General features: G+C 66.8%; 20 protein-coding genes and 2 pseudogenes. 14 read left to right on the top strand and 8 right to left on the bottom strand.

What is annotated here, in order from left to right; translation table 11 throughout:
- Positions 1-222: 222 nt before the first annotated feature.
- The 3 genes from ACFJGT_RS04645 to ACFJGT_RS04635 all read left to right on the top strand — a co-directional run bounded on the left by ACFJGT_RS04645 (position 223) and on the right by ACFJGT_RS04635 (position 1,356).
- On the top strand, positions 223-492 hold the full coding sequence (locus ACFJGT_RS04645; RefSeq protein WP_377846354.1) for a hypothetical protein: 270 nt from the start codon (positions 223-225) through the stop codon (positions 490-492).
- Positions 493-621: 129 nt separating this feature from the next.
- Positions 622-891, top strand: coding sequence for a hypothetical protein (locus tag ACFJGT_RS04640; protein ID WP_377846352.1), 270 nt, complete (start codon positions 622-624; stop codon positions 889-891).
- A 156-nt stretch (positions 892-1,047) separates the two neighbouring features.
- Entirely contained in the window at positions 1,048-1,356 is a 309-nt protein-coding gene (locus ACFJGT_RS04635) for a hypothetical protein (RefSeq protein ID WP_377846350.1), read from the top strand.
- Here the strand turns inward: ACFJGT_RS04635 and ACFJGT_RS04630 are convergent.
- Both ACFJGT_RS04630 and ACFJGT_RS04625 read right to left on the bottom strand, forming a co-directional pair.
- Complete coding sequence (locus tag ACFJGT_RS04630) at positions 1,347-2,132, bottom strand: tRNA1(Val) (adenine(37)-N6)-methyltransferase (RefSeq protein ID WP_377846348.1); 786 nt, start codon at positions 2,130-2,132, stop codon at positions 1,347-1,349. The genes ACFJGT_RS04635 and ACFJGT_RS04630 overlap by 10 nt on opposite strands.
- Positions 2,125-2,337, bottom strand: a complete 213-nt coding sequence (locus ACFJGT_RS04625; protein ID WP_377846346.1) for a DUF2007 domain-containing protein — start codon at positions 2,335-2,337, stop codon at positions 2,125-2,127. Before ACFJGT_RS04625 ends, ACFJGT_RS04630 begins: the two co-directional genes overlap by 8 nt.
- 185 nt (positions 2,338-2,522) lie before the next feature.
- Between ACFJGT_RS04625 and ACFJGT_RS04620 the strand changes: the two genes are divergently transcribed.
- The gene (locus tag ACFJGT_RS04620) at positions 2,523-3,539 is read left to right on the top strand and encodes a polyprenyl synthetase family protein (protein ID WP_377846344.1); all 1,017 of its coding nucleotides are present in this window, start codon (positions 2,523-2,525) and stop codon (positions 3,537-3,539) included.
- 15 nt (positions 3,540-3,554) lie between these two features.
- Here ACFJGT_RS04620 and ACFJGT_RS04615 read toward each other — a convergent pair whose 3' ends face one another.
- The 3 genes from ACFJGT_RS04615 to ACFJGT_RS04605 form a co-directional block, all read right to left on the bottom strand.
- Positions 3,555-4,430, bottom strand: coding sequence for a 4-(cytidine 5'-diphospho)-2-C-methyl-D-erythritol kinase (locus tag ACFJGT_RS04615; protein WP_377846342.1), 876 nt, complete (start codon positions 4,428-4,430; stop codon positions 3,555-3,557).
- Between the two features lie 26 nt (positions 4,431-4,456).
- Positions 4,457-6,232 carry a tetratricopeptide repeat protein gene (locus tag ACFJGT_RS04610; RefSeq protein ID WP_377846340.1) on the bottom strand — a complete coding sequence of 592 codons (1,776 nt, stop codon included), beginning with the start codon at positions 6,230-6,232 and terminating at the stop codon, positions 4,457-4,459.
- A gap of 462 nt (positions 6,233-6,694) precedes the next feature.
- On the bottom strand, positions 6,695-8,374 hold the full coding sequence (locus ACFJGT_RS04605) for an electron transfer flavoprotein-ubiquinone oxidoreductase (protein WP_377846338.1): 1,680 nt from the start codon (positions 8,372-8,374) through the stop codon (positions 6,695-6,697).
- Between the two features lie 172 nt (positions 8,375-8,546).
- Between ACFJGT_RS04605 and ACFJGT_RS04600 the strand changes: the two are divergent.
- From ACFJGT_RS04600 to ACFJGT_RS04585, 4 genes and pseudogenes are all read left to right on the top strand, one after another.
- A pseudogene (locus ACFJGT_RS04600) lies at positions 8,547-9,372 on the top strand (uracil-DNA glycosylase family protein).
- A gap of 116 nt (positions 9,373-9,488) precedes the next feature.
- Positions 9,489-10,920 (top strand): annotated as a pseudogene (locus ACFJGT_RS04595) (cytochrome ubiquinol oxidase subunit I).
- Between the two features lie 11 nt (positions 10,921-10,931).
- Positions 10,932-11,936: a cytochrome d ubiquinol oxidase subunit II gene (gene cydB / locus ACFJGT_RS04590; protein ID WP_377846336.1), complete on the top strand. Its 1,005-nt coding sequence runs from the start codon at positions 10,932-10,934 to the stop codon at positions 11,934-11,936.
- A gap of 107 nt (positions 11,937-12,043) precedes the next feature.
- Positions 12,044-12,931, top strand: coding sequence for a neutral zinc metallopeptidase (locus tag ACFJGT_RS04585; protein WP_377846334.1), 888 nt, complete (start codon positions 12,044-12,046; stop codon positions 12,929-12,931).
- A 113-nt stretch (positions 12,932-13,044) separates the two neighbouring features.
- Here ACFJGT_RS04585 and ACFJGT_RS04580 read toward each other — a convergent pair whose 3' ends face one another.
- Positions 13,045-13,170, bottom strand: a complete 126-nt coding sequence (locus ACFJGT_RS04580) for a hypothetical protein (RefSeq protein WP_377846332.1) — start codon at positions 13,168-13,170, stop codon at positions 13,045-13,047.
- 150 nt (positions 13,171-13,320) lie between these two features.
- Entirely contained in the window at positions 13,321-13,806 is a 486-nt protein-coding gene (locus tag ACFJGT_RS04575) for a hypothetical protein (protein WP_377846330.1), read from the bottom strand.
- 233 nt (positions 13,807-14,039) lie between these two features.
- Here ACFJGT_RS04575 and ACFJGT_RS04570 point away from each other — a divergent pair, with 233 nt between their 5' ends.
- The 4 genes from ACFJGT_RS04570 (at position 14,040) to ACFJGT_RS04555 (ending at position 18,487) form a co-directional block, all read left to right on the top strand.
- Complete coding sequence (locus ACFJGT_RS04570; RefSeq protein WP_377848921.1) at positions 14,040-15,125, top strand: PA0069 family radical SAM protein; 1,086 nt, start codon at positions 14,040-14,042, stop codon at positions 15,123-15,125.
- Between the two features lie 264 nt (positions 15,126-15,389).
- A complete protein-coding gene (locus ACFJGT_RS04565) occupies positions 15,390-16,064 on the top strand; it encodes a ribonuclease HII (RefSeq protein WP_377846328.1) in 675 nt (224 codons plus the stop codon).
- A gap of 390 nt (positions 16,065-16,454) precedes the next feature.
- Positions 16,455-17,657, top strand: coding sequence for a site-specific DNA-methyltransferase (locus tag ACFJGT_RS04560; RefSeq protein WP_377846326.1), 1,203 nt, complete (start codon positions 16,455-16,457; stop codon positions 17,655-17,657).
- Between the two features lie 98 nt (positions 17,658-17,755).
- The gene (locus tag ACFJGT_RS04555) at positions 17,756-18,487 is read left to right on the top strand and encodes a peptidoglycan-binding protein (protein ID WP_377846324.1); all 732 of its coding nucleotides are present in this window, start codon (positions 17,756-17,758) and stop codon (positions 18,485-18,487) included.
- On the opposite strand, the gene mutY is transcribed toward ACFJGT_RS04555, so the two are convergent.
- Positions 18,463-19,530, bottom strand: a complete 1,068-nt coding sequence (mutY, locus tag ACFJGT_RS04550; RefSeq protein WP_377846321.1) for an A/G-specific adenine glycosylase — start codon at positions 19,528-19,530, stop codon at positions 18,463-18,465. The genes ACFJGT_RS04555 and mutY overlap by 25 nt on opposite strands.
- Positions 19,531-19,616: 86 nt before the next feature.
- On the opposite strand from mutY, the gene ACFJGT_RS04545 reads away from it, so the two are divergent.
- Positions 19,617-20,114: a DUF721 domain-containing protein gene (locus ACFJGT_RS04545; protein WP_377846319.1), complete on the top strand. Its 498-nt coding sequence runs from the start codon at positions 19,617-19,619 to the stop codon at positions 20,112-20,114.
- Positions 20,115-20,205: 91 nt separating this feature from the next.
- A complete protein-coding gene (locus ACFJGT_RS04540; protein ID WP_377846317.1) occupies positions 20,206-20,826 on the top strand; it encodes a DsbA family protein in 621 nt (206 codons plus the stop codon).
- The last annotated feature ends 190 nt before the right edge of the window (positions 20,827-21,016 follow it).

Raw genomic sequence — 21,016 nt, 5'->3', positions numbered from 1 at the left:
AGTGGCGCGGGGGCGGACAAGTGCCTGCAACCTTCCGATAACGAGGGAATGCTGCGGTGATTAGGGTTCGGGCCTGCCATGGTCAAGCGCAGGCCGGAACCGGACGCGGACAGGTTTCGTTCATAACCGGTCTGATATCCACACAGGCAACCGCACGGTTCGCGATGTTCGGGGCGAGCATTTGATGCCGGGCCGGCGGCTGTAAAACCAAGGAGTAAGCCCATGTTGACAACCCGCATCATTGCCGCCGCCTTCGGCGCAGCAACCTTGCTCGGTGCCGCCATGAGCAGCGCCCCGGCCTCCGCGGCGCCGATTTCCGCCGGCACGGCGCTGGCTTCGGGCGCCGAGACCGGCCTCGTCCAGCAGGCCTGGCATCGCGGCCGCCCGCATTACGGCCCGGGCCGCCCGTATGTCCGCCGCTGCTGGACCGAGTCCCGCCGCGTCTGGAACGGCTATCGCTGGATCCGGCGCGCTGTCCGCGTCTGCCGCTAAGAGCAGCCCACAGCTCTGACGACCGACTGACCGGCGCGACCTCGCGCCGTTCACGCAACAGGGCCCGGCGTCGATGAGACGTCAGGCCTTCCATCGGCCAAGCCGATGGGGCGTTCCATGGAGACGACGATGTTCCGGGCAGCCATCCTCGCAGCCGCGACGGCCATGGTCCTCGGCGGTGGCGCGCTGATGGCGACATCGCCTGCCGCCGCGCCGGTCGCGGCAGCGGGACAATCCGCGCAGGCTGGACCGGGCCTCGTCGCGCTCGCGCAGTATCACGGCCCGCGCCGCTCCTACCGCGCACGGTCCTCCTATCACCGCCCGCGCTGCTTCTGGTCCGACCGCCGCGTCTGGGACGGTTGGCGCTGGGTTGTTCGCCCGGTGCGGGTCTGCCGCTGAGCGGCTTTGCAAGAATGGCCGCAATGCGGCCATTGGCTGAAGACAAGCTGAACGACGCGCTTCCGTGCCGTTCAGGTTCGGTGTCCTAATGTTCAATTCAAGGACGGCGTTTCATCCGACGGCAGAGACTGCCGACGCCATCTCATGGAGGTTTTCATGTTTCGGGCAATGATCGTCACGATGGCGACCGCCGGCGCGCTGGGCGTGGCCGGGCTCGCCGCCACTCCCGCCTCTGCCGCCCCGGTCGGGGCCGCGCCGATCGCAGCCGCGCCGATGGTCGCGAGCGAGGGCGTGATCCAGCAGGCGCAGTATTATTACGGCCCGCGCCGCTATTACGGGCCGCCGCGCTATTATGGCCCCCGCTATTACGGGCCGCGGCGCTACTATGGTCCGCCGCGCTTTTACGGCCCGCGCCCCTATTACGGCCCGCCGCGGTTCTACGGCCCGCGCCCGTATTACTGGTAATCGGGCGCGAGGCGCTCGCGGCCGCGATGCACCGCATCGCTTGCGGGCGTCAGCTTGCCGTCGGGGCCATTGATCACGAAAGCCGGCAGCATCGCTGCCGGCTTTTTGCTGTTGAGGACAGCCGTAACGATGATGCGGATCGCGGGCTTGTCGGCAAAGGCATGGACGGGGCGGACCGCGACCGCGCCGAAACCCGTTCCGAGGCCGGCCAGCACTTCGGGCAGCGCCTCGACCCGGTGAATGAGCGCGAGATGGCCGCCCGGCCGCAGCAGGCGCCGGGCCGTGCGCAGCCAGGGCGCAAGCGCTCCTTCGGCGACATGGGCCGCCTTGCGATTGGGAACCGGCGAGGCCTTGCTGCCCCCCGGCGGATAGAAGGGCGGGTTCATCGCGACGGCGTCGAAGGAGCCGGGCGCGAGGCCCAGTTCACCGAGAATCGCAGCGCGCGCCGTGACATCCCCGACCACGACCGTCACGCGATCCGCCAGCTGGTTGAGCCCGGCATTGCGTTCCGCCAGTGCGGCAAGCTCTGGGTCGCGCTCCAGCAATGCGACGCGCAAGCCCGGCTGCGCCAGCGCCGCTGCCAGCCCGACCGTGCCGACGCCGGCGCCGATATCGAGCAAGGCGCCCTGCCCCAATGCCGGCAGTGCTGCCGTCAGCAGGATCGCATCGCTGCCGGCGCGATGGCCCTTGCGCGGCTGGAGCAGCCTCAAGCGGCCGTCGAGCAACCGGTCCTCACCGATCTCGCCCAGCCCGGAATCCGGCGCGATCTCACTCATCACGCAATTCTGATCCGTAGCCGGCCTCGATCAGCAGGGCGCGGGCGCGCTTGCGATCGGCCTCGCGGACCAGCAGGCGGCGCGGGAAGGCGCCGATCATGCCCTCCAGCGAGCTGATATGCTGATCGGCGATCAGGCAATCGAGATTGGCGGACGCCAGCAGGGCCTCGACGGCGCCGAGCAGGATGAGGTCGTTAGTGCGCATGAGTTCGTGCATGGCGCCATGGAGCCCAAGCGCCGCCTTCCGCGCAAGAGCCGGCGCTCCATACGTCCCCGATCACGCAAAGGTGCGGCGTCACGCCGGTTTGCAGGGGCTGGCGTCCCATGCGACGGTTGTGGCAAGGCACAAGCGCGCCGCCCGGCGCGAGAATCTGACCCGGAGTGTTTCCAGTGGGTGTCGTCGTCTCCCTCGAGGAACGGGAATCGAATCAGGCCAGCATCGAGCCGCTGGTCGCGCTGACGCGCGTCGACATGGAACGCGTCAACGCGATGATCCTGTCGCGCACCGGCTCGGACGTGACAATGATCCCGGAGGTCGCCAACCACCTGATCTCGTCCGGCGGCAAGCGACTGCGGCCGATGCTGACCCTCGCGATGGCCGATCTCTGCGGCTACGCTGGCGAAGGCCATGTGAAGCTCGCGGCTTCCGTGGAGTTCATGCACACCGCCACATTGCTGCATGACGACGTCGTCGACGAGAGCGACATGCGCCGCGGCAAGCTCGCGGCCCGCATGCTCTGGGGCAACGAGGCGAGCGTGCTGGTCGGCGACTTCCTGCTCGGCCAGGCCTTCAAGATGATGGTCGAGGTCGGCTCCCTGCGGGCGCTCGACATCCTGTCGACCGCCGCCTCCGTGATCGCCGAGGGCGAGGTTCTGCAGCTCTCGGTCGCCAAGAACACGGAAACGACCGAGGACGAGTATCTCTCGGTGATCCGGGGCAAGACGGCCGAGCTCTTCGCCGCCGCCTGCGAGGTCGGGCCGGTGATCGCCAACTCGTCCAAGGCCGATGCCGCCGCCTGCCGCAGCTACGGCCTCAATCTCGGCATCGCCTTCCAGCTCATCGACGATGCGCTCGACTATGGCGGCGTCGCGGCCAAGCTGGGCAAGAACACCGGCGACGATTTCCGCGAGGGCAAGATCACCCTCCCCGTCGTGCTGTCCTTCCGCCGCGGCGACGAGGGCGAGCGTTCATTCTGGAAGCGTACGCTGCAGGATGGCGAGATTCGCGATGGCGATCTGGAAGAGGCACGCGCAATCATGCGCCGGCACAAGGCGCTCGACGATACGATTGCCCGGGCCGAGCATTATGCGCGCATGGCGAAGGACGCACTCGGGCTGTTCCCGGCCTCGCCGATGAAGCAGGCGCTCAACGCCGCTGTCGATTTCTGCGTCGCGCGGGCGCATTGAGCGGTTCGCACGTCGTCAGCTGAGCAAAGTCGGCTTCACCCACCAGCTCGGCCGGTCGCGCTGCAGTGCCTTCGCGGCCGCCGCGCTGGCCGTGCAATCGTCGAACAGCGCGAAGCAGGTGGCGCCGGAGCCCGACATCCGCGCTAGCCGGCAGCCCGGCAGCCCGGCAAGCCGCTCCAGAACGTCGCCGATGACCGGAGCGACCCGCTGCGCTGGCGCAGCGAGATCGTTCGTCGTGGATGTGAGATAGCCCAGCAGCTTCGCCGCCGATGCCGGCGCCACGACGTTCTCAACGCGCGCTTCGGATGCCGCCTCGCCGGCCTTCAGACCGAGCGCCCGGAAAACGGCAACCGTCTCGACGCCGACGCCAGGATTGGCCAGCACGGCGAAGAGCGGCGGCAACCTGAGCACAGGGCCGAGCTTCTCGCCGATGCCGGCCATCAGGCGCGCCCGCGAATCAAGGCAGACCGGTACGTCGGCGCCAACCTGCGCAGCGACCTCCCGCAAGACCGGGTCGCTCGCAGCGATACCGTTCAGGCGCGCGAGCAGGCGCAAAGCCGCAGCAGCATCGGCCGAACCGCCGCCGATCCCCGAGGCGACCGGCAAGCGCTTGACGAGATGGAAACGCCCGAGCCGCAGGCCCGGACGTGCTGCCGCCAGCGCGCGGGCAGCGCGCAGGACGAGATTGCCGTCATCGGCCGTCAGGCCTTCAGAGCGCGGCCCGGCGAGCGTGAGAGAGAGATCAGCACCGGGGTCGAGCGACAGCATATCGCCCACGCCCGCGAAGGCGACGAGGCTTTCGAGCGCGTGATAGCCGTCCGCGCGCCGGCCGAGCACGCGCAAGTCGAGATTGACCTTGGCGCGGGCGCGCGTGGTCAGCGGCAGGGTCACGGCGTCAGACCGGCGACGCCGAAGCGTCAGCCGCCATCCTTCTTGGTCTCCTCGACGGCATTCGCCGAGGGGTCCTCCATCCCGCGCTCGATCTTGCGCAGGATCTTCTCCAGATCCTCGGGCTCGGGCTTGAGGTCACGCGCATGGTTCCACTGGAACTTCGCCTCGAGCTGGCGGCCGGTGCGCCAGTAGACGTCGCCGAGATGGTCGTTGATCACCGGATCGGACGGGCGCAGCTCCGAGGCCCGCTCGATCTCGCGCGCGGCATCCTCGTAACGGCCGAGGCGGTAATAGGCCCAGCCCAGCGAATCGATGATGTAGCCGTCGCGCGGGCGCAGCTCCACCGCGCGGCGCAGCATGTCGAGCGCCTCGTCGAGCTTGAGATGCTTGTCGACCAGCGAATAGCCGAGATAGTTCAACACCAGCGCGCGCTCGCGGCCGAGCGGATCGGGCAGGAGCTCCAGCGCCTTGCGCAGATCGGCCTCGGCCTCGGGCCAGCGGTTGGTGCGCTCGCGGGCGATGCCGCGGAAATAGAACAGGTCCCAGTTGGCGCGGCCGGGCGAGGCAAGCTTGGCGATGGCCTTGTCATAGGCGGTCGCCGCTTCGGCGAACTGCTTGCGCGAGCGATAGATGTTGCCGAGCGCGGAGAGCGCGTCGACATCGTCAGGGCGCTCGGCAATCACCTTGTCGAGATGCTTCACCGCCTCTTCGGGCTTGCCGAGATTCTCCAGGGCCAGACCGGCCTGGATCTCGGCATTCGGACGCAGCGGCGAGGAGGCCGGCATCTTGTCGTAGACCGCGACCGCATCTTCCGGCTGGCGGGCGCGCTCCAGGATATCGCCGAGCGTCAGGATGGCGAGGTCATGGCCGGGGTCGAGATAGATCGCCATGCGCAGATAGAGCAGCGCCGCCGCCTCGTCGCCCTGGCGGTTGCCGGCGCTGGCGAGACCGTAGAGCACCTCGGCCGCGCCCTGCTGCGGCGTCGAGATCTGGCGCGGCGGAGCGTCCTTCTTGCCGACGAGCGCCATGCCCTCGCGGATGATCGGGTGATTTGGCAGCAGGCGGTCGAAGGCGGCATAGGTCTCGGCCGCGCCGTTGAAATCGCCATTACGGGCCTGGAAACGCGCCCAGAGATCGACCAGCCGAAGCGTGGTCTTCTCGGCGTCATAGGCCGATTTCAGCCGCTTCTCGGCGTCGGCCTTGCGGCCGGCGGCATCGAGGATCAGGCCGGCGTGATAGTCGCGGAAGAGATTGTAGGACGGCTCGCCCTTCAGGCGCTCCAGCGTCTCGATCGCGCGCTTGGGGTTGTTCGAGCCAAGATAGGACCAGGCCGAGAGCAGCGTCGCGGTGATGTCGGCGGCGCGGCCCCTGCCCCCGCGCTGCAAGTGATTGCGCGCCGTCTGATAGCTCTTCTGCTTGATCGAGCGAATGCCGATGACGAGCTGGGCGAGGCCGTTGCTCGGGTCCTGCTGGATCAGCTTGTCGGCGGCGCGGAAGGCGTCAGGCATGGCGCCGTCGGCCAGGAAGGCGACGAAGGCACGCTCGGTCAGGTCGTTGTTCTGCGGGTCTTCCTTGATCGCCTCGCGCAGATAGACGGAGGCAGCGCCGAGATCGCGCGAGGCGCCGGCGACGATGGCCGCAAGGTAATTGCCCTCCAGGCTGTCGCCCGGTTCGAGCGTGTCGGCCGCGCGCGGCTGCGTCGCGCCCTGGGCGGCGGCCACGGCGGGCAGGAACATCAACAAGGACAACGCGGCAGCCGTGCCGGAGGCACGCACCTTCTTCAATAATGTCACGACTGCCATTCTCCCTCGGTCCGCAGCCTCACCATCTCGGGGCGCACTCTTCCAGCGGACCGTGATCGCTTCGCGTAGGCCGCCAAGATGGCGGTTTCCGGGCGGGCGGGCAAGCCGGCCCCCTCCCGAATGCGGCGGTTTCGTAGCAGCAGCGCAACACTTGCCGGAATCCGCATGACGAAAGGGCCGGCACCGGAAAACAGGCACCATTTCGCAGGGAAATCGGGCCTATGATTGTCGTTGTCTGCAGATTTCGCAGCGATTCCACTGGGACTATTCCAATGAAGAAGATCATTCTGAGCGTTGCCGCCGTCGCGCTCCTCGGCGGCTTCGTCGCCGGCTGCGCCAAGACGGAGACCAAGCCGGCTGCCCCGATCGTCCGCAAGGGCTGATCGGCCTCCTGGCCTTACGACAAAGGGCGCGCCGGCAGGCGCGCCCTTTTTGATTCTTCGTACAGCGAATCGAACGCGATCACATATTCGCGTAGCCGGGCCCGCCGCCGCCTTCCGGCACCGTCCAGGTGATGTTCTGGGCGGGGTCCTTGATGTCGCAGGTCTTGCAGTGGACGCAGTTCTGCGCGTTGATCACGAAGCGCGGATTGGCCTTGGTCTCGGCATTCTCGTAGACGACCTCGTAGACGCCCGCCGGGCAATAGAGCCGGGCCGGCTCACCGTAGAGCGGCAGGTTCTGCGTGATCGGGACCGAGGGATCGGTCAGCTTCAGATGGGCCGGCTGGTCTTCCTCGTGATTGGTCGAGGAGAGGAAGACCGAGGAGAGCTTGTCGAAGGAGATCTTGCCGTCCGGCTTCGGATAGGTGATCGGCGTGACCTCGGCGAGCGGCTTCAGCGTCGCGAAATCCGGCTTGCCGTGCTTGAGCGTGCCGAAGGGTGACCAGCCGAAGAGCTGATTCAACCACATGTCGATGCCGCCGAGCCCGATGCCGAGCAAGGTGCCGAATTTCGACCAGAGCGGCTTGACGTTGCGGACGCGCTTCAGATCCTTGCCGATGGCGCTGTCGCGCCAGCTGTTCTCGATCTCGACGACCTCGTCATGCTGGCGCCCCGCCTGCAAGGCCGGCACCAGCTTCTCGGCCACCAGCATGCCGGACAGGATCGCATTATGGCTGCCCTTGATGCGGGGCACGTTGACGAAGCCGGCGGAGCAGCCGATCAGCGCGCCGCCCGGGAAGGTCAGCTTCGGCACGGACTGCCAACCGCCCTCGGTGATCGCACGCGAGCCATAGGCGATGCGCTTGGCGCCCTCGAAGGTGTCGCGGATCAGCGGATGGGTCTTGAAGCGCTGGAACTCATCGAAGGGCGAGAGCGTCGGATTCTGGTAGTTCAGATGCACGACGAAGCCGACCGAGACGAGGTTGTCGTCGAAATGATAGAGGAACGAGCCGCCGCCGGTCGTGTTGTCGAGCGGCCAGCCGAAGGAGTGCTGGACGCGGCCCTTGTGGAACTTCTCCGGCTTGACCTGCCAGAGCTCCTTCAGGCCGATGCCGTATTTCTGGGGCTCGCGGCCCTCGTCCAAGGCGAACCGCTTGATCGCGATCTTGGAGAGCGAGCCGCGCGCGCCCTCGCCCAGCAGCGTGTAGCGGCCACGCAGTTCCATGCCGCGGGTGAAGCGCTCGGAGACCGTGCCGTCCTTGGCGATGCCCATGTCGCCGGTGGCGATGCCGGCGACCGAGCCATCCTCGTTGAAGAGCAGTTCGGCGGCAGCGAAGCCCGGATAGATCTCGACGCCGAGCGCCTCGGCCCGCGCGCCCAGGAATTTGGCGACCAGCCCGAGCGAGCCGACGAAATTGCCGTGATTGTTCATCAGCGACGGCATGCCGAAATTGGGCAGGCGGATGCCGTTCGGCTGAGTCAGGAAATAGAAGATGTCTTCCTTGACCTCGGTAGTCAGCGGGCGCTCGGGGTCCTCGCGCCAATCCGGCACGAGACGATCGAGGCCGATCGGGTCGATGACCGCGCCGGAGAGAATATGGGCGCCGACCTCGGCTCCCTTCTCGACCACGACGACGGTGAGGTTCTCGTCGAGCTGCTTCAGCCGGATCGCGGCGGCCAGGCCCGCGGGGCCGGCACCGACGATGACGACGTCATAGTCCATGCTCTCGCGCGGTTCGCTCTGCGCTTCCTTGAGATCCATCCTGCCCTCCGCCTCAGCAACCGCATCGCATGATAGTTTATATATGAACTATTCCGCCGGTGCGTTCAATGCCGGCTTTACGTCCAGTCTGGAACCCCTCTATCCAAGCGCGCGTTCCATTTTGCAACTGCGTCGGCTCGCGAAGCGGGCGTGCAGGGTATAGGATACCCCTATGAGCCTGTCCGATGCAGTCGGCCCCGACGCGCCCGATCCCTATGAGTTGCTGAGCTGGTACGCCGAGATGGGCGTGACGGAGGCGCTCGACGAAACGCCGCGCAATCATTTCGCCGATCCGGCTCCGGCTGAGGGCAATGGACAGCCACGCCTGCGTCCCCTGCCCGGCCGGCCGGCTGCACCGGCGCGCCCCATGGCTGCCGCCGCCACGGCGCCCGATGACGCGGCAGTCAGCGCCAAGGCATTGGCGCGCGAGGCCCGGACTTCTCGAAGAGCTGAAGACCGCACTGGCCGGTTTTGAGGGCTGCGCACTGAAGGCCACGGCCAAGAACCTCGTCTTCGCCGACGGCAACCCGGAAGGCCGGGTGATGATGGTCGGCGAGGCGCCGGGCGCCGACGAGGACCGGATCGGCCTGCCCTTCGTCGGACGCTCGGGCCAGTTGCTCGACCGCATGCTGGCGGCGATCGGGCTCAGCCGGAGGGACGACGTCTATATCGCCAACCTCCTGCCCTGGCGTCCGCCGGGCAACCGCACCCCGACGCCGCAAGAGGTCGCGATCTGCCTGCCCTTCATCCAGCGCCAGATCGAACTCGCCGATCCCGACATCCTCGTCTGTGTCGGCGGGCCTTCGGCGCAAGGCCTGCTCGGCTTCACCGGCATCCTGCGCTCGCGCGGAAAATGGGTGGAGTACGATACCGGGGCGCGGCGCATTCAGGCGATCGCGACCCTGCACCCGGCCTATCTGTTGCGGCAGCCGCTGCAGAAGCGGCTCGTCTGGCGGGACCTGCGCGCATTGAAGGCGGCGCTCGACGGGAAGAATTGACGCAGCGACGTTGCGCGCAGGCGCGGCACAAGGCAGGCTTGCATTAGATCACATCCAGACACGCCCGAACGGGCGAGGCCCGGCACCGGCGTGGCGCGGCCAGACGGAGTTCTGCGATGGTCATCGATGCATTCCTGCTCTCGCGCATCCAGTTCGCCTTCACCATCTCGTTCCACATCATCTTCCCGGCCTTCACGATCGGGCTTTCCGCCTATATCGCGACGCTGCTCGGGCTGTGGCTGAAGACAGGCGACCCGAAATTCCATCTGCTCGCGCGGTTCTGGACCAAGATCTTCGCCGTCTCATTCGCGATGGGCGTGGTCTCCGGCATCGTGCTGTCCTATCAGATCGGCACGAACTGGAGCCGCTTCTCGGTCGCGGTCGGCAATATCGTCGGGCCGCTTCTGGGTTACGAGGTGCTGACCGCGTTCTTCCTCGAGGCCTCCTTCCTCGGCGTGATGCTGTTCGGCTGGAAGCGGGTGCCGCCCTGGCTGCATTTCCTCTCGGCGGCGATCGTCGCCGGTGGCACGGCGATGTCGGGCTTCTGGATCCTCTCGGCCAATAGCTGGATGCAGTACCCCGTCGGGCACGAAGTCCGCGACGGCATCGCCTACCCCGTCGACTGGATGAAGATCGTCTTCAACCCGACCTTCCCCTTGCGCTTCGCGCATATGATGACGGCGGCCTATCTCACCACGGCCTTTGTCGTGCTGGCGACCGGGGCGCGCCATCTTCTCGCCGGACACCGCACCGAATCGGCCAAGACGATGGTGCGCATGGCGATCCTGATGATCGCGCTGACCGCGCCCCTGCAGGCGCTGATCGGCGATTTTCACGGCAAGCAGACCGCGATCTACCAGCCGGCCAAGCTCGCCGCGATCGAGGCGCACTGGGATTCGTCGAAGCCCGGCGCGCTCGTTCTCTTCGCCTGGCCCGACGAGAAGGCCGAGCTCAACCGGTTCGAAATCTCGATCCCCGGCGTCGCCAGCCTGCTGACCCATGGCAGCATGGATGCGCTGTTCCCGAGCCTCAAAGACTTCAAGGTCGAGGACCGGCCGCCGGTGCTGATCCCCTTCTTCGCCTTCCGCGTGATGGTCGGCATCGGCACGCTGATGATCCTGTTCGGCTGGGCCGGCGTCTTCCTGTGGAAGCGCGGCACCGTGTTCGAGTTCGCGCCGCTGGCTCTGGCTCGCCCAGTACAGCTGGCCGGCCGGCTTCGTCGCCATCCTCTCCGGCTGGTTCGTCACCGAGGTCGGCCGCCAGCCCTGGCTCGCCACCGGCGTCCTGCGCTCGAAGGACGCGGTATCGCCGGTGACGACGCTTGAGGTCGCGATCTCGCTGGGGCTGTTCGTCTTCGTCTACTGCGTCGTGTTCACGGCCGGCATCCTCCTGATCAACCGCCTGATCGGCAAGGGGCCGGACGAGATCAGCCATGAGGACCCGCCCGAGCAGCCATCGAAGCGGACCCTGAAGGCCGCGCAGGCGCCGGCCTCGGCGATCTTCGGCGACGGCCATCCCGGCGACGACAAGATCCAGCCGGCGAACTGAGGAGAGCCCAAATGGAATGGTACCTCCCTGTTATCTGGGCCGGCGTCATCGGCACCGCCGTGATGCTTTATGTCATCCTGGACGGCTTCGACCTCGGCATCGCCGTCCTGTTCCCGACGACGAGGGACGAGGGCGAGCGCGACCAGATGATGAATTCGGTCGCGCCGTTCTGGGACGGCAACGAGACCTGGCTGGTGCTCGGCGGCGCGGGCTTATGGGTCGCCTTCCCCTATGCCTACGCCATCATCATGCCGGCCTTCTATATCCCGGTGATCCTGATGCTGCTGGCGCTGATCTTCCGGGGTGTCGCCTTCGAGTTCCGCTGGGTGGCCAAGCCCCGTCACAAGATCTGGGACCTCGCCTTCTGGGCAGGTTCGACGCTCGCCGCCTTCGCGCAAGGGCTGATCCTCGGCGGTCTGCTCCAGGGTATCAAGGTGGTCGACAAGCAGTTCGCCGGCGGCCCCTTCGACTGGCTGACCCCGTTCACGCTGATGTGCGGCGCCGGCGTCGTCATCGGCTATGCCACGCTCGGCGCCACCTGGCTGGTCTACAAGACGGACGGGCCGGTGGCGGAGCGGGCGCGCCGGCAGGCGAAGGCGCTGCTGCTTGGCCTGCTCGCCTTCGCCGTTCTGGTTTCGCTGTGGACGCCCTATGCGCATCCGCGCATCGCCGAGCGCTGGTTCACGCCATCCAACCTGATGCTGCTTTGGCCGCTGCCGGTGCTGACTGCGATCTGTGGCTACTTCGCCTGGAAGCGGCTGCACGGCGCGCATGAATTCACGCCCTTCGCGCTCACCATCGCGATCTTCGTGCTGTGCTTCCTCGGGCTCGCGGTCTCGAACTATCCCTATCTGGTGCCGCCCGACCTGACGATCTGGGATACGGCGGCAGCGCCGAGCTCGCATATCTTCGTGCTGATCGGCGTCAGCTTCCTCCTGCCGACGATCCTGTTCTACACGGCATTCGTGTACTGGACCTTCCGCGGCAAGGTCAGGATCGACAGCGGATACCACTGATTGGAACAGGCGCAGTCACCCGGCGTTCAGGAGCAGCCTGCAAAGACGACTTGAGTTCCCCGCCTCTCCCGGCGAGATTGCGGGGGAGCTTCGCCGAGGACGCCTTCATGCAATGGGAAGATTACCGCCAGTCCGATAACCTCGAGGACAGGCGCGGTGGTGGCGGTGGCGGCGGCTTCGCCGGCATGCCCGGCGGGCGCGGTGGCGTCGGCATCGGCACGATGGTCGTGCTCGGCCTGCTCGGCTGGGCGCTCGGCATCGATCCGCGCCTGCTCATCGGCGGCGCCGAATTGATCGGCGGCATCGGCGGGCGCGAGCAGACCCAGGAAACGCGTCGCTCCTCCGGCCCGCCGGAAGATCAGATGGGCCGCTTCGTCTCGGCCGTTCTGGCGCAGAACGAGGATATCTGGTCGAAGCTTCTGCCGCAGCAGGCCAATACCCGCTACCAGCCACCTCGCCTCGTGCTGTTCTCGGGCGTCGAACGCTCGGGCTGCGGCACCGCGCAATCGGCGATGGGGCCGTTCTATTGCCCGGTCGACAAGAAGGTCTATCTCGACACCTCCTTTTTCCAGGAGATGCAGCGCAAGCTCGGTGGCGGCGGTGATTTCGCCTATGCCTATGTGATCGGCCACGAGGTCGGCCATCACATCCAGAACCTGCTCGGCATCCTGCCCAAGGCCAACCAGATCCGCGAGCGCTCTTCCGAACGCGATGCTAACGCGATCTCGGTGCGAATCGAATTGCAGGCGGATTGCTTCGCCGGCGTCTGGGCTCACAATATCCAGGCAATGGGCCGCCTCGACCAGGGCGATATCGAGCAGGCGATGCGGACCGCCTCTGCCATCGGCGACGACAAGCTGCAGAAGGCGGCGCAGGGCACGGTCGTGCCCGACTCCTTCACGCACGGCTCCTCGGCGCAGCGCACGAAATGGTTCACGACCGGGTTCCAGTCCGGCTCGATGCAGAGCTGCGACACGTTCCGGAATCAGGTGTAGCGCGGCCGCCATCGGCGCCCTGAAAGCAGAACGGGCCCGATACAGGGCCCGTGACTTTCGATTTCAGCGCGGAGGGCTTTCATCCAGCCCTCCGCTTCGTTTTCATGGAGCCGTCAGCTCCAGAATCCTTCCTGATGAACGCGAGGCGAGAACGTATCCTGGTCCTCCTGCTGTTCCTCGCGCTTGTCCTCGTCGCGCTCCGCTTCGAGCGCAGAACAGGAATCGTGCCGATCAAGCATGGGTCTCTCCTTTCGGGGTCTGAGGGAGGTGCTTTGGCGACCGTCAACATATGAACTTATGCTGCAATGCACAAGTTCCCGGGCAAAATGCGTCCAGCCATGCGTAGCCGGCATAGCGAATTGGGCGGCACCGCAACCCGCCGAGCCTGCCTAACCGGCCTGTTCCCGCAAGACCGGCAGCCGCACCGGAGCCCGTTCCAGACGACCGGTCAGCGCCATCGCCTTGGGCATGACCAGCCCTGCCGCAAGCCCACGACGTCCGATGGAGAAGGTGATTCTCTCGCACAGCGATGCCGCAAGCCCGCGTGACGGAATCAGCGCCGGCTTCCCGGCGGCAATCAGCAGATGACGCTCCACAGCCTGAACCCAGTGGGCTTGCGGCACATCGCCGGCGTCGAACAGAACGAGACGATCGCCCCGCGCTTTGGCGGCCGCGTCCTGCCAGGCCCGCTCATGGCTCGCGCGCAGATAACGCGCGCCGGTCGCATCCGCTGCCCGCTCCGTCTCGGCCGCGCCAACCGTATCGACGAGCACGGCATGGCCGAGAAAACCTTCCGCCACGGCTGGAATCAGCACAGCCAACGTCGCGGCGAGCGCCTGCTGGGAACCATCGCTACGGATCACGGCTGTGAGCATGAGCGAAATCCTATGCCGCAACGCAGCATGCCACAATCCCGCCACTTGCCTTTTGTTCTCTATATGTTCACTCTACCTGAGACCAGATGGCGTCGATTCCCGGCGCGCGACGCGGTTCGAAAACCATGCCCCAGGCCAGACCCACTTCACGGCCCTTCCCGGCTGCTCAGCCCTTGCGGCGGGCGGACAGGGAACCGAGCGTCTCCGCGCCTGTCGTCGCTCCCGCCGATCCGATGGCCTATGTCGGCCACCGCATCGATCCGGATCGGCGACGCGGGCGCGGCGCCACGATCAATCCCGGCGGTCGCTACGAGGCTGAGCAGCGCGTCACCGAGGATGATGGCTGGGGCTCGCTGGAGGAGCTGCCGCCGTTCTCGACCGAGATCGCTTATGAGAAGGCGCGCACGATTATCACGCGCAACGATTCGCCCGATATCTCGTTCGACCGCTCGATCAACCCCTATCGCGGCTGCGAGCATGGCTGCGTCTACTGCTTCGCCCGGCCGACCCATGCCTATCTCGGCCTGTCGCCGGGCCTCGATTTCGAGAGCAAGCTGACGGCGAAGCCCGATGCCGCGGCGTTGCTGGAAAAGGAGCTCTCCTCGCCCTCCTATCAGCCGCGCACCATCGCGATCGGCACCAATACCGACGCCTACCAGCCGATCGAGAAGAAGCTGCGGATCATGCGGCAGATCCTGGAGGTGCTGGCGAAGTTCAACCACCCGGTCGGCATCGTCACGAAATCGGCGCTGGTGCAGCGCGACATCGATATTCTCGCGCCGATGGCCGAGAAAGGGCTGGTCAAGGTCGCGCTCTCGGTGACGACGCTCGACCCGAAGACCGCACGTGGCATGGAGCCACGCGCCGCCTCGCCGGCAAAGCGGCTCGAGACGATCCGCAAGCTGTCGGAGGCAGGCATTCCGGTCACTGTGCTGGTCGCGCCGATCATTCCGGCGATCAACGAGCACGAGATCGAGCGTATTCTCGACGCGGCGAAGGCGGCAGGTGCGGAGGCAGCCGGTTATGTCCTGCTCAGGCTGCCGCTAGAGGTCCGCGACATCGTACAGGAATGGCTATTGACGCATCACCCCGACAAGCTGCGCCATGTGATGTCGCTGATCCGCTCGACGCGCGGCGGCAAGGATTACGATTCGCAATGGGGCCAGCGCATGGTCGGCTCAGGCCCCTATTCCTGGATGATCGGGCGGCGCTTCGAGATGGCGGCCGAGCGCATCGGCTTCAACGCGACGCGGCGGCGGCTGCGGACCGACCTCTTCGTGAAGCCGGAGAAGGAGAAGGCGCAGCTCAGCTTGTTTTGAGGGATGAGCTGCCGGGCAGCGCGACGAGACGGTTGAAAACCGCGGGATCCCCTCTCCTGTAAGGAGAGGGGTAGGGGTGAGGTGTAGGCCCCTGGCCAGTCGCGCGCGCTCTCACCGCGGCGGCGGTTGGGTCACAGCTACAGTGTCCAACGGCCTGCCCCTCACCCTGCCCTCTCCCTCCGGGAGAGGGTTCCCCGCGGTTCCCGCGCCTGCCTAGTTGGGTACGGACTGGTCGAGTACGAGCTTGTTCGTTTGGATACGGGCATGACGGTGGAGCACGCTGCCGTTGCTCTGGCCCCCAACCCCGCTCTGCTGCATAACCCCGCCATGCCCGCCCATTTCCACCGCGAGACATCTGCCATCGCCGACGGCCTATGGCCGCTGGCCGGCATCGACGAGGTCGGGCGCGGGCCGCTCGCCGGCCCGGTCGTCGCGGCTGCGGTGATCCTCGATCCGACCCGGGTTCCCCATGGCCTCGACGATTCGAAGAAGCTTCCGGCCGCGATCCGCGAAGAACTCTTCGGCGAGATCATGGAGCGGGCGCTGGCCGTCTCCGTTGCCAGCGTGACGGCGGTGGAGATCGACGCCATCAACATCCGCCAGGCGACGCTGCTGGCGATGCGCCGGGCCGCCGCCGGCCTCCCGCTGGCGCCGCTCCATATCATGGTCGACGGCAACGACCCGCCGCAATTCGCCTGTTCCTGCGAGGCGATCATCCAGGGCGATGGCCAGATCGCCTCGATCGCGGCGGCGTCGATCGTCGCGAAGGTGACGCGCGACCGGATGATGGCACGGCTGTGCAAGCGCTACCCGGCCTATGGCTTCTCCGGCCATGTCGGCTACGCGACGCCGCAGCACCGCAAGGCGATCGCCGCACACGGCCCCTGCCCCGAGCACCGCTATTCCTTCGCGCCGGTGAAGGGCGTCTGGTTCCGGTAGAGCCGCGCCTGTTCGCACGTCGCTCCCCGGCGGGCAGGAAGCTTCGGCCCGACCTCGATGAACCCGGCGGTATTTCACTCCGTCATGCTCGCCCTCGTGGCGAGAATCCAAGTCTTGAACACCGCCCTCGCTGAGGGAAGATGTATATTGCCGGGACAAGCCCGACCATGACGGGAAACGCGGCTCTCGGCCCTCATCGAACGCCCGCCAACCTACCGTAACGGCAGGTTCAGACGTTAACCGCCGTTTACGAATTCCCTTTGATTGCCAATGGGCTAGGCAAAAATTGCAGCCCCAGAATGGGACGCATTTTTTTCAAAGCGGAAACCCGACCTTTACCCTGTCTGACCAATATCGCCCTCGTTGAAGTTGCGTAACGGTCTTGGCGTCATGGGTATTCTGCGTACCGGGACCGCCAGTGCTCCCGTCCGGATTCAGGTTTCGCGTACCGGACGGCCTGCACTGGGGGCTCGGATGAAGGCCAAGGGCCTTCCCGAACATATCGGCATCCCTCGGGAGCTGCCGCTCGATCAGATCCTCGTCGGCGATTGCATCGCGGCGATGAACGCGCTGCCGCCGGCAAGCGTCGACCTGATCTTCGCCGATCCGCCCTATAATCTCCAGCTCGGCGGCGATCTGCGCCGGCCCGACGACAGCCTCGTCGACGCCGTCGACGACGACTGGGACAAGTTCGCCTCCTTCTCCGACTACGACCGCTTCACCCGCGACTGGCTGTCGGCAGCCCGCCGCATCCTGAAGCCGGACGGGGCGCTGTGGGTGATCGGCAGCTATCACAACATCTTCCGCGTCGGCGCGACGCTGCAGGATCTCGGCTTCTGGATGCTGAACGACATCGTCTGGCGCAAGGCCAATCCGATGCCGAATTTCCGCGGCCGGCGCTTCACCAATGCGCATGAGACGCTGATCTGGGCGGCGCGCGGCGAGAATTCGAAATACACTTTCCATTACGAGGCGCTGAAGGGCGGCAATGACGACCTTCAGATGCGCTCGGACTGGTATCTGCCGCTCTGCACCGGCGACGAGCGCCTGAAGGACGAGAGCGGCGCCAAGGTGCACCCGACGCAGAAGCCGGAAGCGCTGCTGGCCCGCGTGCTGCTTTCGGCCTCGAACCCCGGCGACGTCATCCTCGACCCGTTCTTCGGCACGGGCACGACCGGCGCCGTCGCCAAGGCGCTCGGCCGCCACTTCATCGGCCTCGAACGCGATCCCGTCTATGCCAAGGCGGCGCGCGAGCGTATCGACGCAGTGACGCCGCTGGCGCCGGAAGCGTTCTCGACCGCGCCCTCCAAGCGCAGCGAGCCGCGCGTGCCGTTCCTGAGCCTGGTCGAGGCCGGGCTGGTGAAGGCGGGCGAGACCGTCCATGACGAGAAGCGCCGCTACAAGGCCACGGTGCGGGCCGACGGCACATTGATCCTGGGCCCGGCGGTCGGCTCGATCCACAAGGTCGGCGCGCTGGCTCAGGGCCTTCCGGCCTGCAATGGCTGGACCTTCTGGCATGTCGAGCGCGCGGGCGGGCTGACCGTGCTCGATACGCTGCGCGGCGAGATCAGGGCGCAGATGGCGGCGGCGTAAGCGCCGCCTCGCACGCCCTACCCTTTCGTCATATGTTCGTAGGATGCGCCCCGCCATCGGCGCGCGCACCCTGAACCTATGACAGCGAGGGCGGCAGCATGGCGACGATCCTCAAGACCGGTTCCCGCGGACCCGAGGTCAAGACGCTTCAGGAAGCGCTCAACGCCAAGCTGAAACCGGTCCCGAAGCTCGTGCCCGACGGCCAGTTCGGCACCTTCACGCATAACGCGGTCCTCGCCTTCCAGCGCAAGAACTGGCTGGTCGAGGACGGCCAGGCCGGACCGGCGACCCAGTCCTGCCTCTACGATACCGAGGCCTTCGCGCCGATCCTGCACCAGGTCCCCTTCATCGCGCAGCCGACCAACACGACCTGCTGGGCGACCTCGACGGCGATGATGAAGAAATCGACCGTGCCGATCATCATCGCCAAGACGCCGCCGGACATGATCGCCTCCGATGGCGGGCTGCTGAACTCCTCCGAAAGCGACCAGGCGATCGTGACCGGCCAGCGCTATGGCCGCATCCACGGGCTGCGCTGCAACGCGCCGCAATCCTGGTCGGTCGAGCAGCTCAGGCAGGCGGTGTCGCGCGGGCCTTTGATGTTCGACATGCTCTGGCGCGTCGACGAGTACACGGCCGGCCGCGGCAGCCCCGGCCATATGATCGTCATCGTCGGCATGCGCGGCGACGGCAATCCGGACGGCACCGGCACGACGCTGCGCATCCACGATCCCTGGCCGCCGAACCGCGGCAAGATCTACTCGAAGGGCTATTTCAAATGGTCCGGCGAACTGCCGACGATGACCTATCGGGTCTTCGAACTCTTATAGAGCCCGGCACGCTCGACCACTTTCAGCATGATGCTCGGCAGCGGCTCGCCGGATAGGTTTGCCAACGGCGTGAAGCGCATGCCGGCCGGGGCCTGCGTGCGTTCCGGCACGCTGCCGGTGAATACGCTCAGCTCCAGCGGAAAATGCGTGAAGACATGGCGGACCGGCTCCGCCATCTGGGTCCAGCGCAGCGCTAGCGGCGCATCCTGCGCGGCGCCGTCGAGCTCGTAATCGGCCCGCCATTCGCTGGTCGGGACCTCGGCCATGCCGCCGAGCAGGCCCTTGGCCGGCCGGGTGCGCAGCAGGATCGCGCCATCCTGCCGGGTCAGCACGAAGGCCGCGCCATAGCGCGTGACGCCGGCCTTCTTCGGCGCCTTGCGCGGAAAGCGCTCCTGCGTGCCGGCGATGCGGGCCCGGCAGGGCTCGCGCCAGGGGCAGAGACCGCAGGCCGGATTGCGCGGCGTACAGATGGTGGCGCCAAGGTCCATCAGCGCCTGGGCGAAATCGCCGGGACGGGCGTGCGGCAGCAGCGCCAGCACCTTCTCGCGAATCAGGGGCCGGGCGCCCGGCAATTCATCCTCGATGGCGAAGAGCCTGCTCATGACGCGCTCGACATTGCCGTCCACCGCCGCCGCCGGCCGGTCGAAGGCGATCGCCGCGACGGCGCCGGCCGTATAGGTACCGATGCCCGGCAGGTCGCGCAGCCCCTCCTCGGTGTCGGGGAACCGACCGCGATGCTTCTCCATCACCGCCTTGGCGCAGGCGTGGAGATTGCGGGCGCGGGAATAGTAGCCGAGCCCCGCCCAAGCCTGCATGACCTCTTCGGAGGGCGCCTCGGCGAGGGCCTTCACGGTCGGAAAGCGCGCCATGAAGCGCTCGTAATAGGGCTTCACCGCCGCAACCGTTGTCTGCTGCAACATGATCTCGGAGGCCCAGACGCGATAGGGATCGGGCCGCTCGCCCGCCTTCGCACGCCAGGGCAGCGCCCGGCGATGGCGGTCGTACCAGGCGAGAAGGTCGGTGGCGTTAGCCTCAAGGGTCATGAGGCCGGTGTAGCGCAGCCATCAATCGTAGCAAGCGGCTTCACGCCCCGCTTGCGGGCCTCGGGGCTCAAGCCCACAATGCAGCCATGGCCGCCAAACCCCTCGCAGAACTGATCGACGACTGTATCGCGCCCGCGCTTGCCGCGCAGGGCTTCGCGGGGCGCGCCATCGTCTCGCTCTGGCCGGAGATCGTCGGCGAGCGGCTGGCGGCGCGCTCGCGCCCGCTCAAGATCGACTGGCCGCGGCGCCGGCCGGCGCCGGGCGAGGCCTCCGAGCCAGCGACCATGGTGGTGCGGGTCGAGAGCGCCTTCGCGCTGGAGATGCAGCATCTCGGGCCCTTGCTGGTCGAGCGCGTCAACACGCATCTCGGCTGGCGCGCCGTTGGCAAGCTCGTGCTCAAGCAAGGACCGGTCGCGGCGCCGGTCACGGCGAAACCGCTACCGAAGCTCGACAGCGAGACGGTGGCGCGGGTCGAGGCCCAGGTTTCCGGCGTCGCCGACGAGGGCCTGCGCGAGGCGCTGGCCAAGCTCGGCCGGGCCGTGGCGCTGCGCGCGAAGACGCAAGACGATGACACGGCTTCGTGAGCGACACGGTGCGCGGCAGGATGCGCTCTTGCCACAATCGCACTGGCCACTATAGCTCCAACCGACTTTGACCCTCCGAGGATCTTTCACGATGACGAACAGGCGACAGCTCCTGACCGGCGCAGCCGGCATCGCCGCTGCCGCGCTCGCGGGCGGCACCGCCGCGCGGGCCCAGACCAAGCTGCCCGATGCCGGCCCGCTGGGCGATGTCTGGCTCGGCCCGGCCGACGCCAAGGTCACCATCGTCGAATACGCCTCGCTGACCTGCTCGCATTGCGCGAGCTTCCACGCCGCGACCTGGCCGGAGCTGAAGAAGAAATACATCGACACGGGCAAGGTGCGTTTCACGCTGCGGGAATTCCCGCTCGATCCGCTGGCGACGGCCGGCTTCATGCTGGCCCGCTGCAACGGCAACGACAAATATGTCCCGATGACCGACCTGCTGTTCGCACAGCAGCGTAACTGGGCCTTCACCGACAAGCCGGTCGATGCGCTGTCCGGGCTGGTCAAGCAGGCCGGTTTCACACAGGAATCCTTCGAAGCCTGCTTGAAGCGCCAGGATATCTATGACGCCGTCACGGTGGTGAAGGATGGCGGGGCCAAGGCTGGCGTGGATTCGACGCCGACCTTTTTCATCAATGGGCAGAAGCGTTCCGGTGCGCTCACGATCGCCGAATTCGACAAGATCCTGGAGCCGCTCCTCGGCAATTGAGGGGACGAGCGCCCTTTCCTTCTCCCACCCATCTCGGGCTTGCCCGAGATGGGCAGCTTTAGATATCGAAGTCGGCAACAGCCGACTTCGATGCGGGAGAAAGTGGCAGCGCGAAGCGCTGACGGATGAGGGATGGACGGGCGGGGCGATGCAAGAGTTCCCTCATCCGTCTGCTTCTTACGCACCTTCT

This window comes from Allobosea sp. UC22_33, assembly GCF_042700715.1.
Classification (GTDB): Bacteria; Pseudomonadota; Alphaproteobacteria; order Rhizobiales; family Beijerinckiaceae; genus Allobosea.
This window is presented reverse-complemented; position numbering and strand designations above follow the sequence as displayed.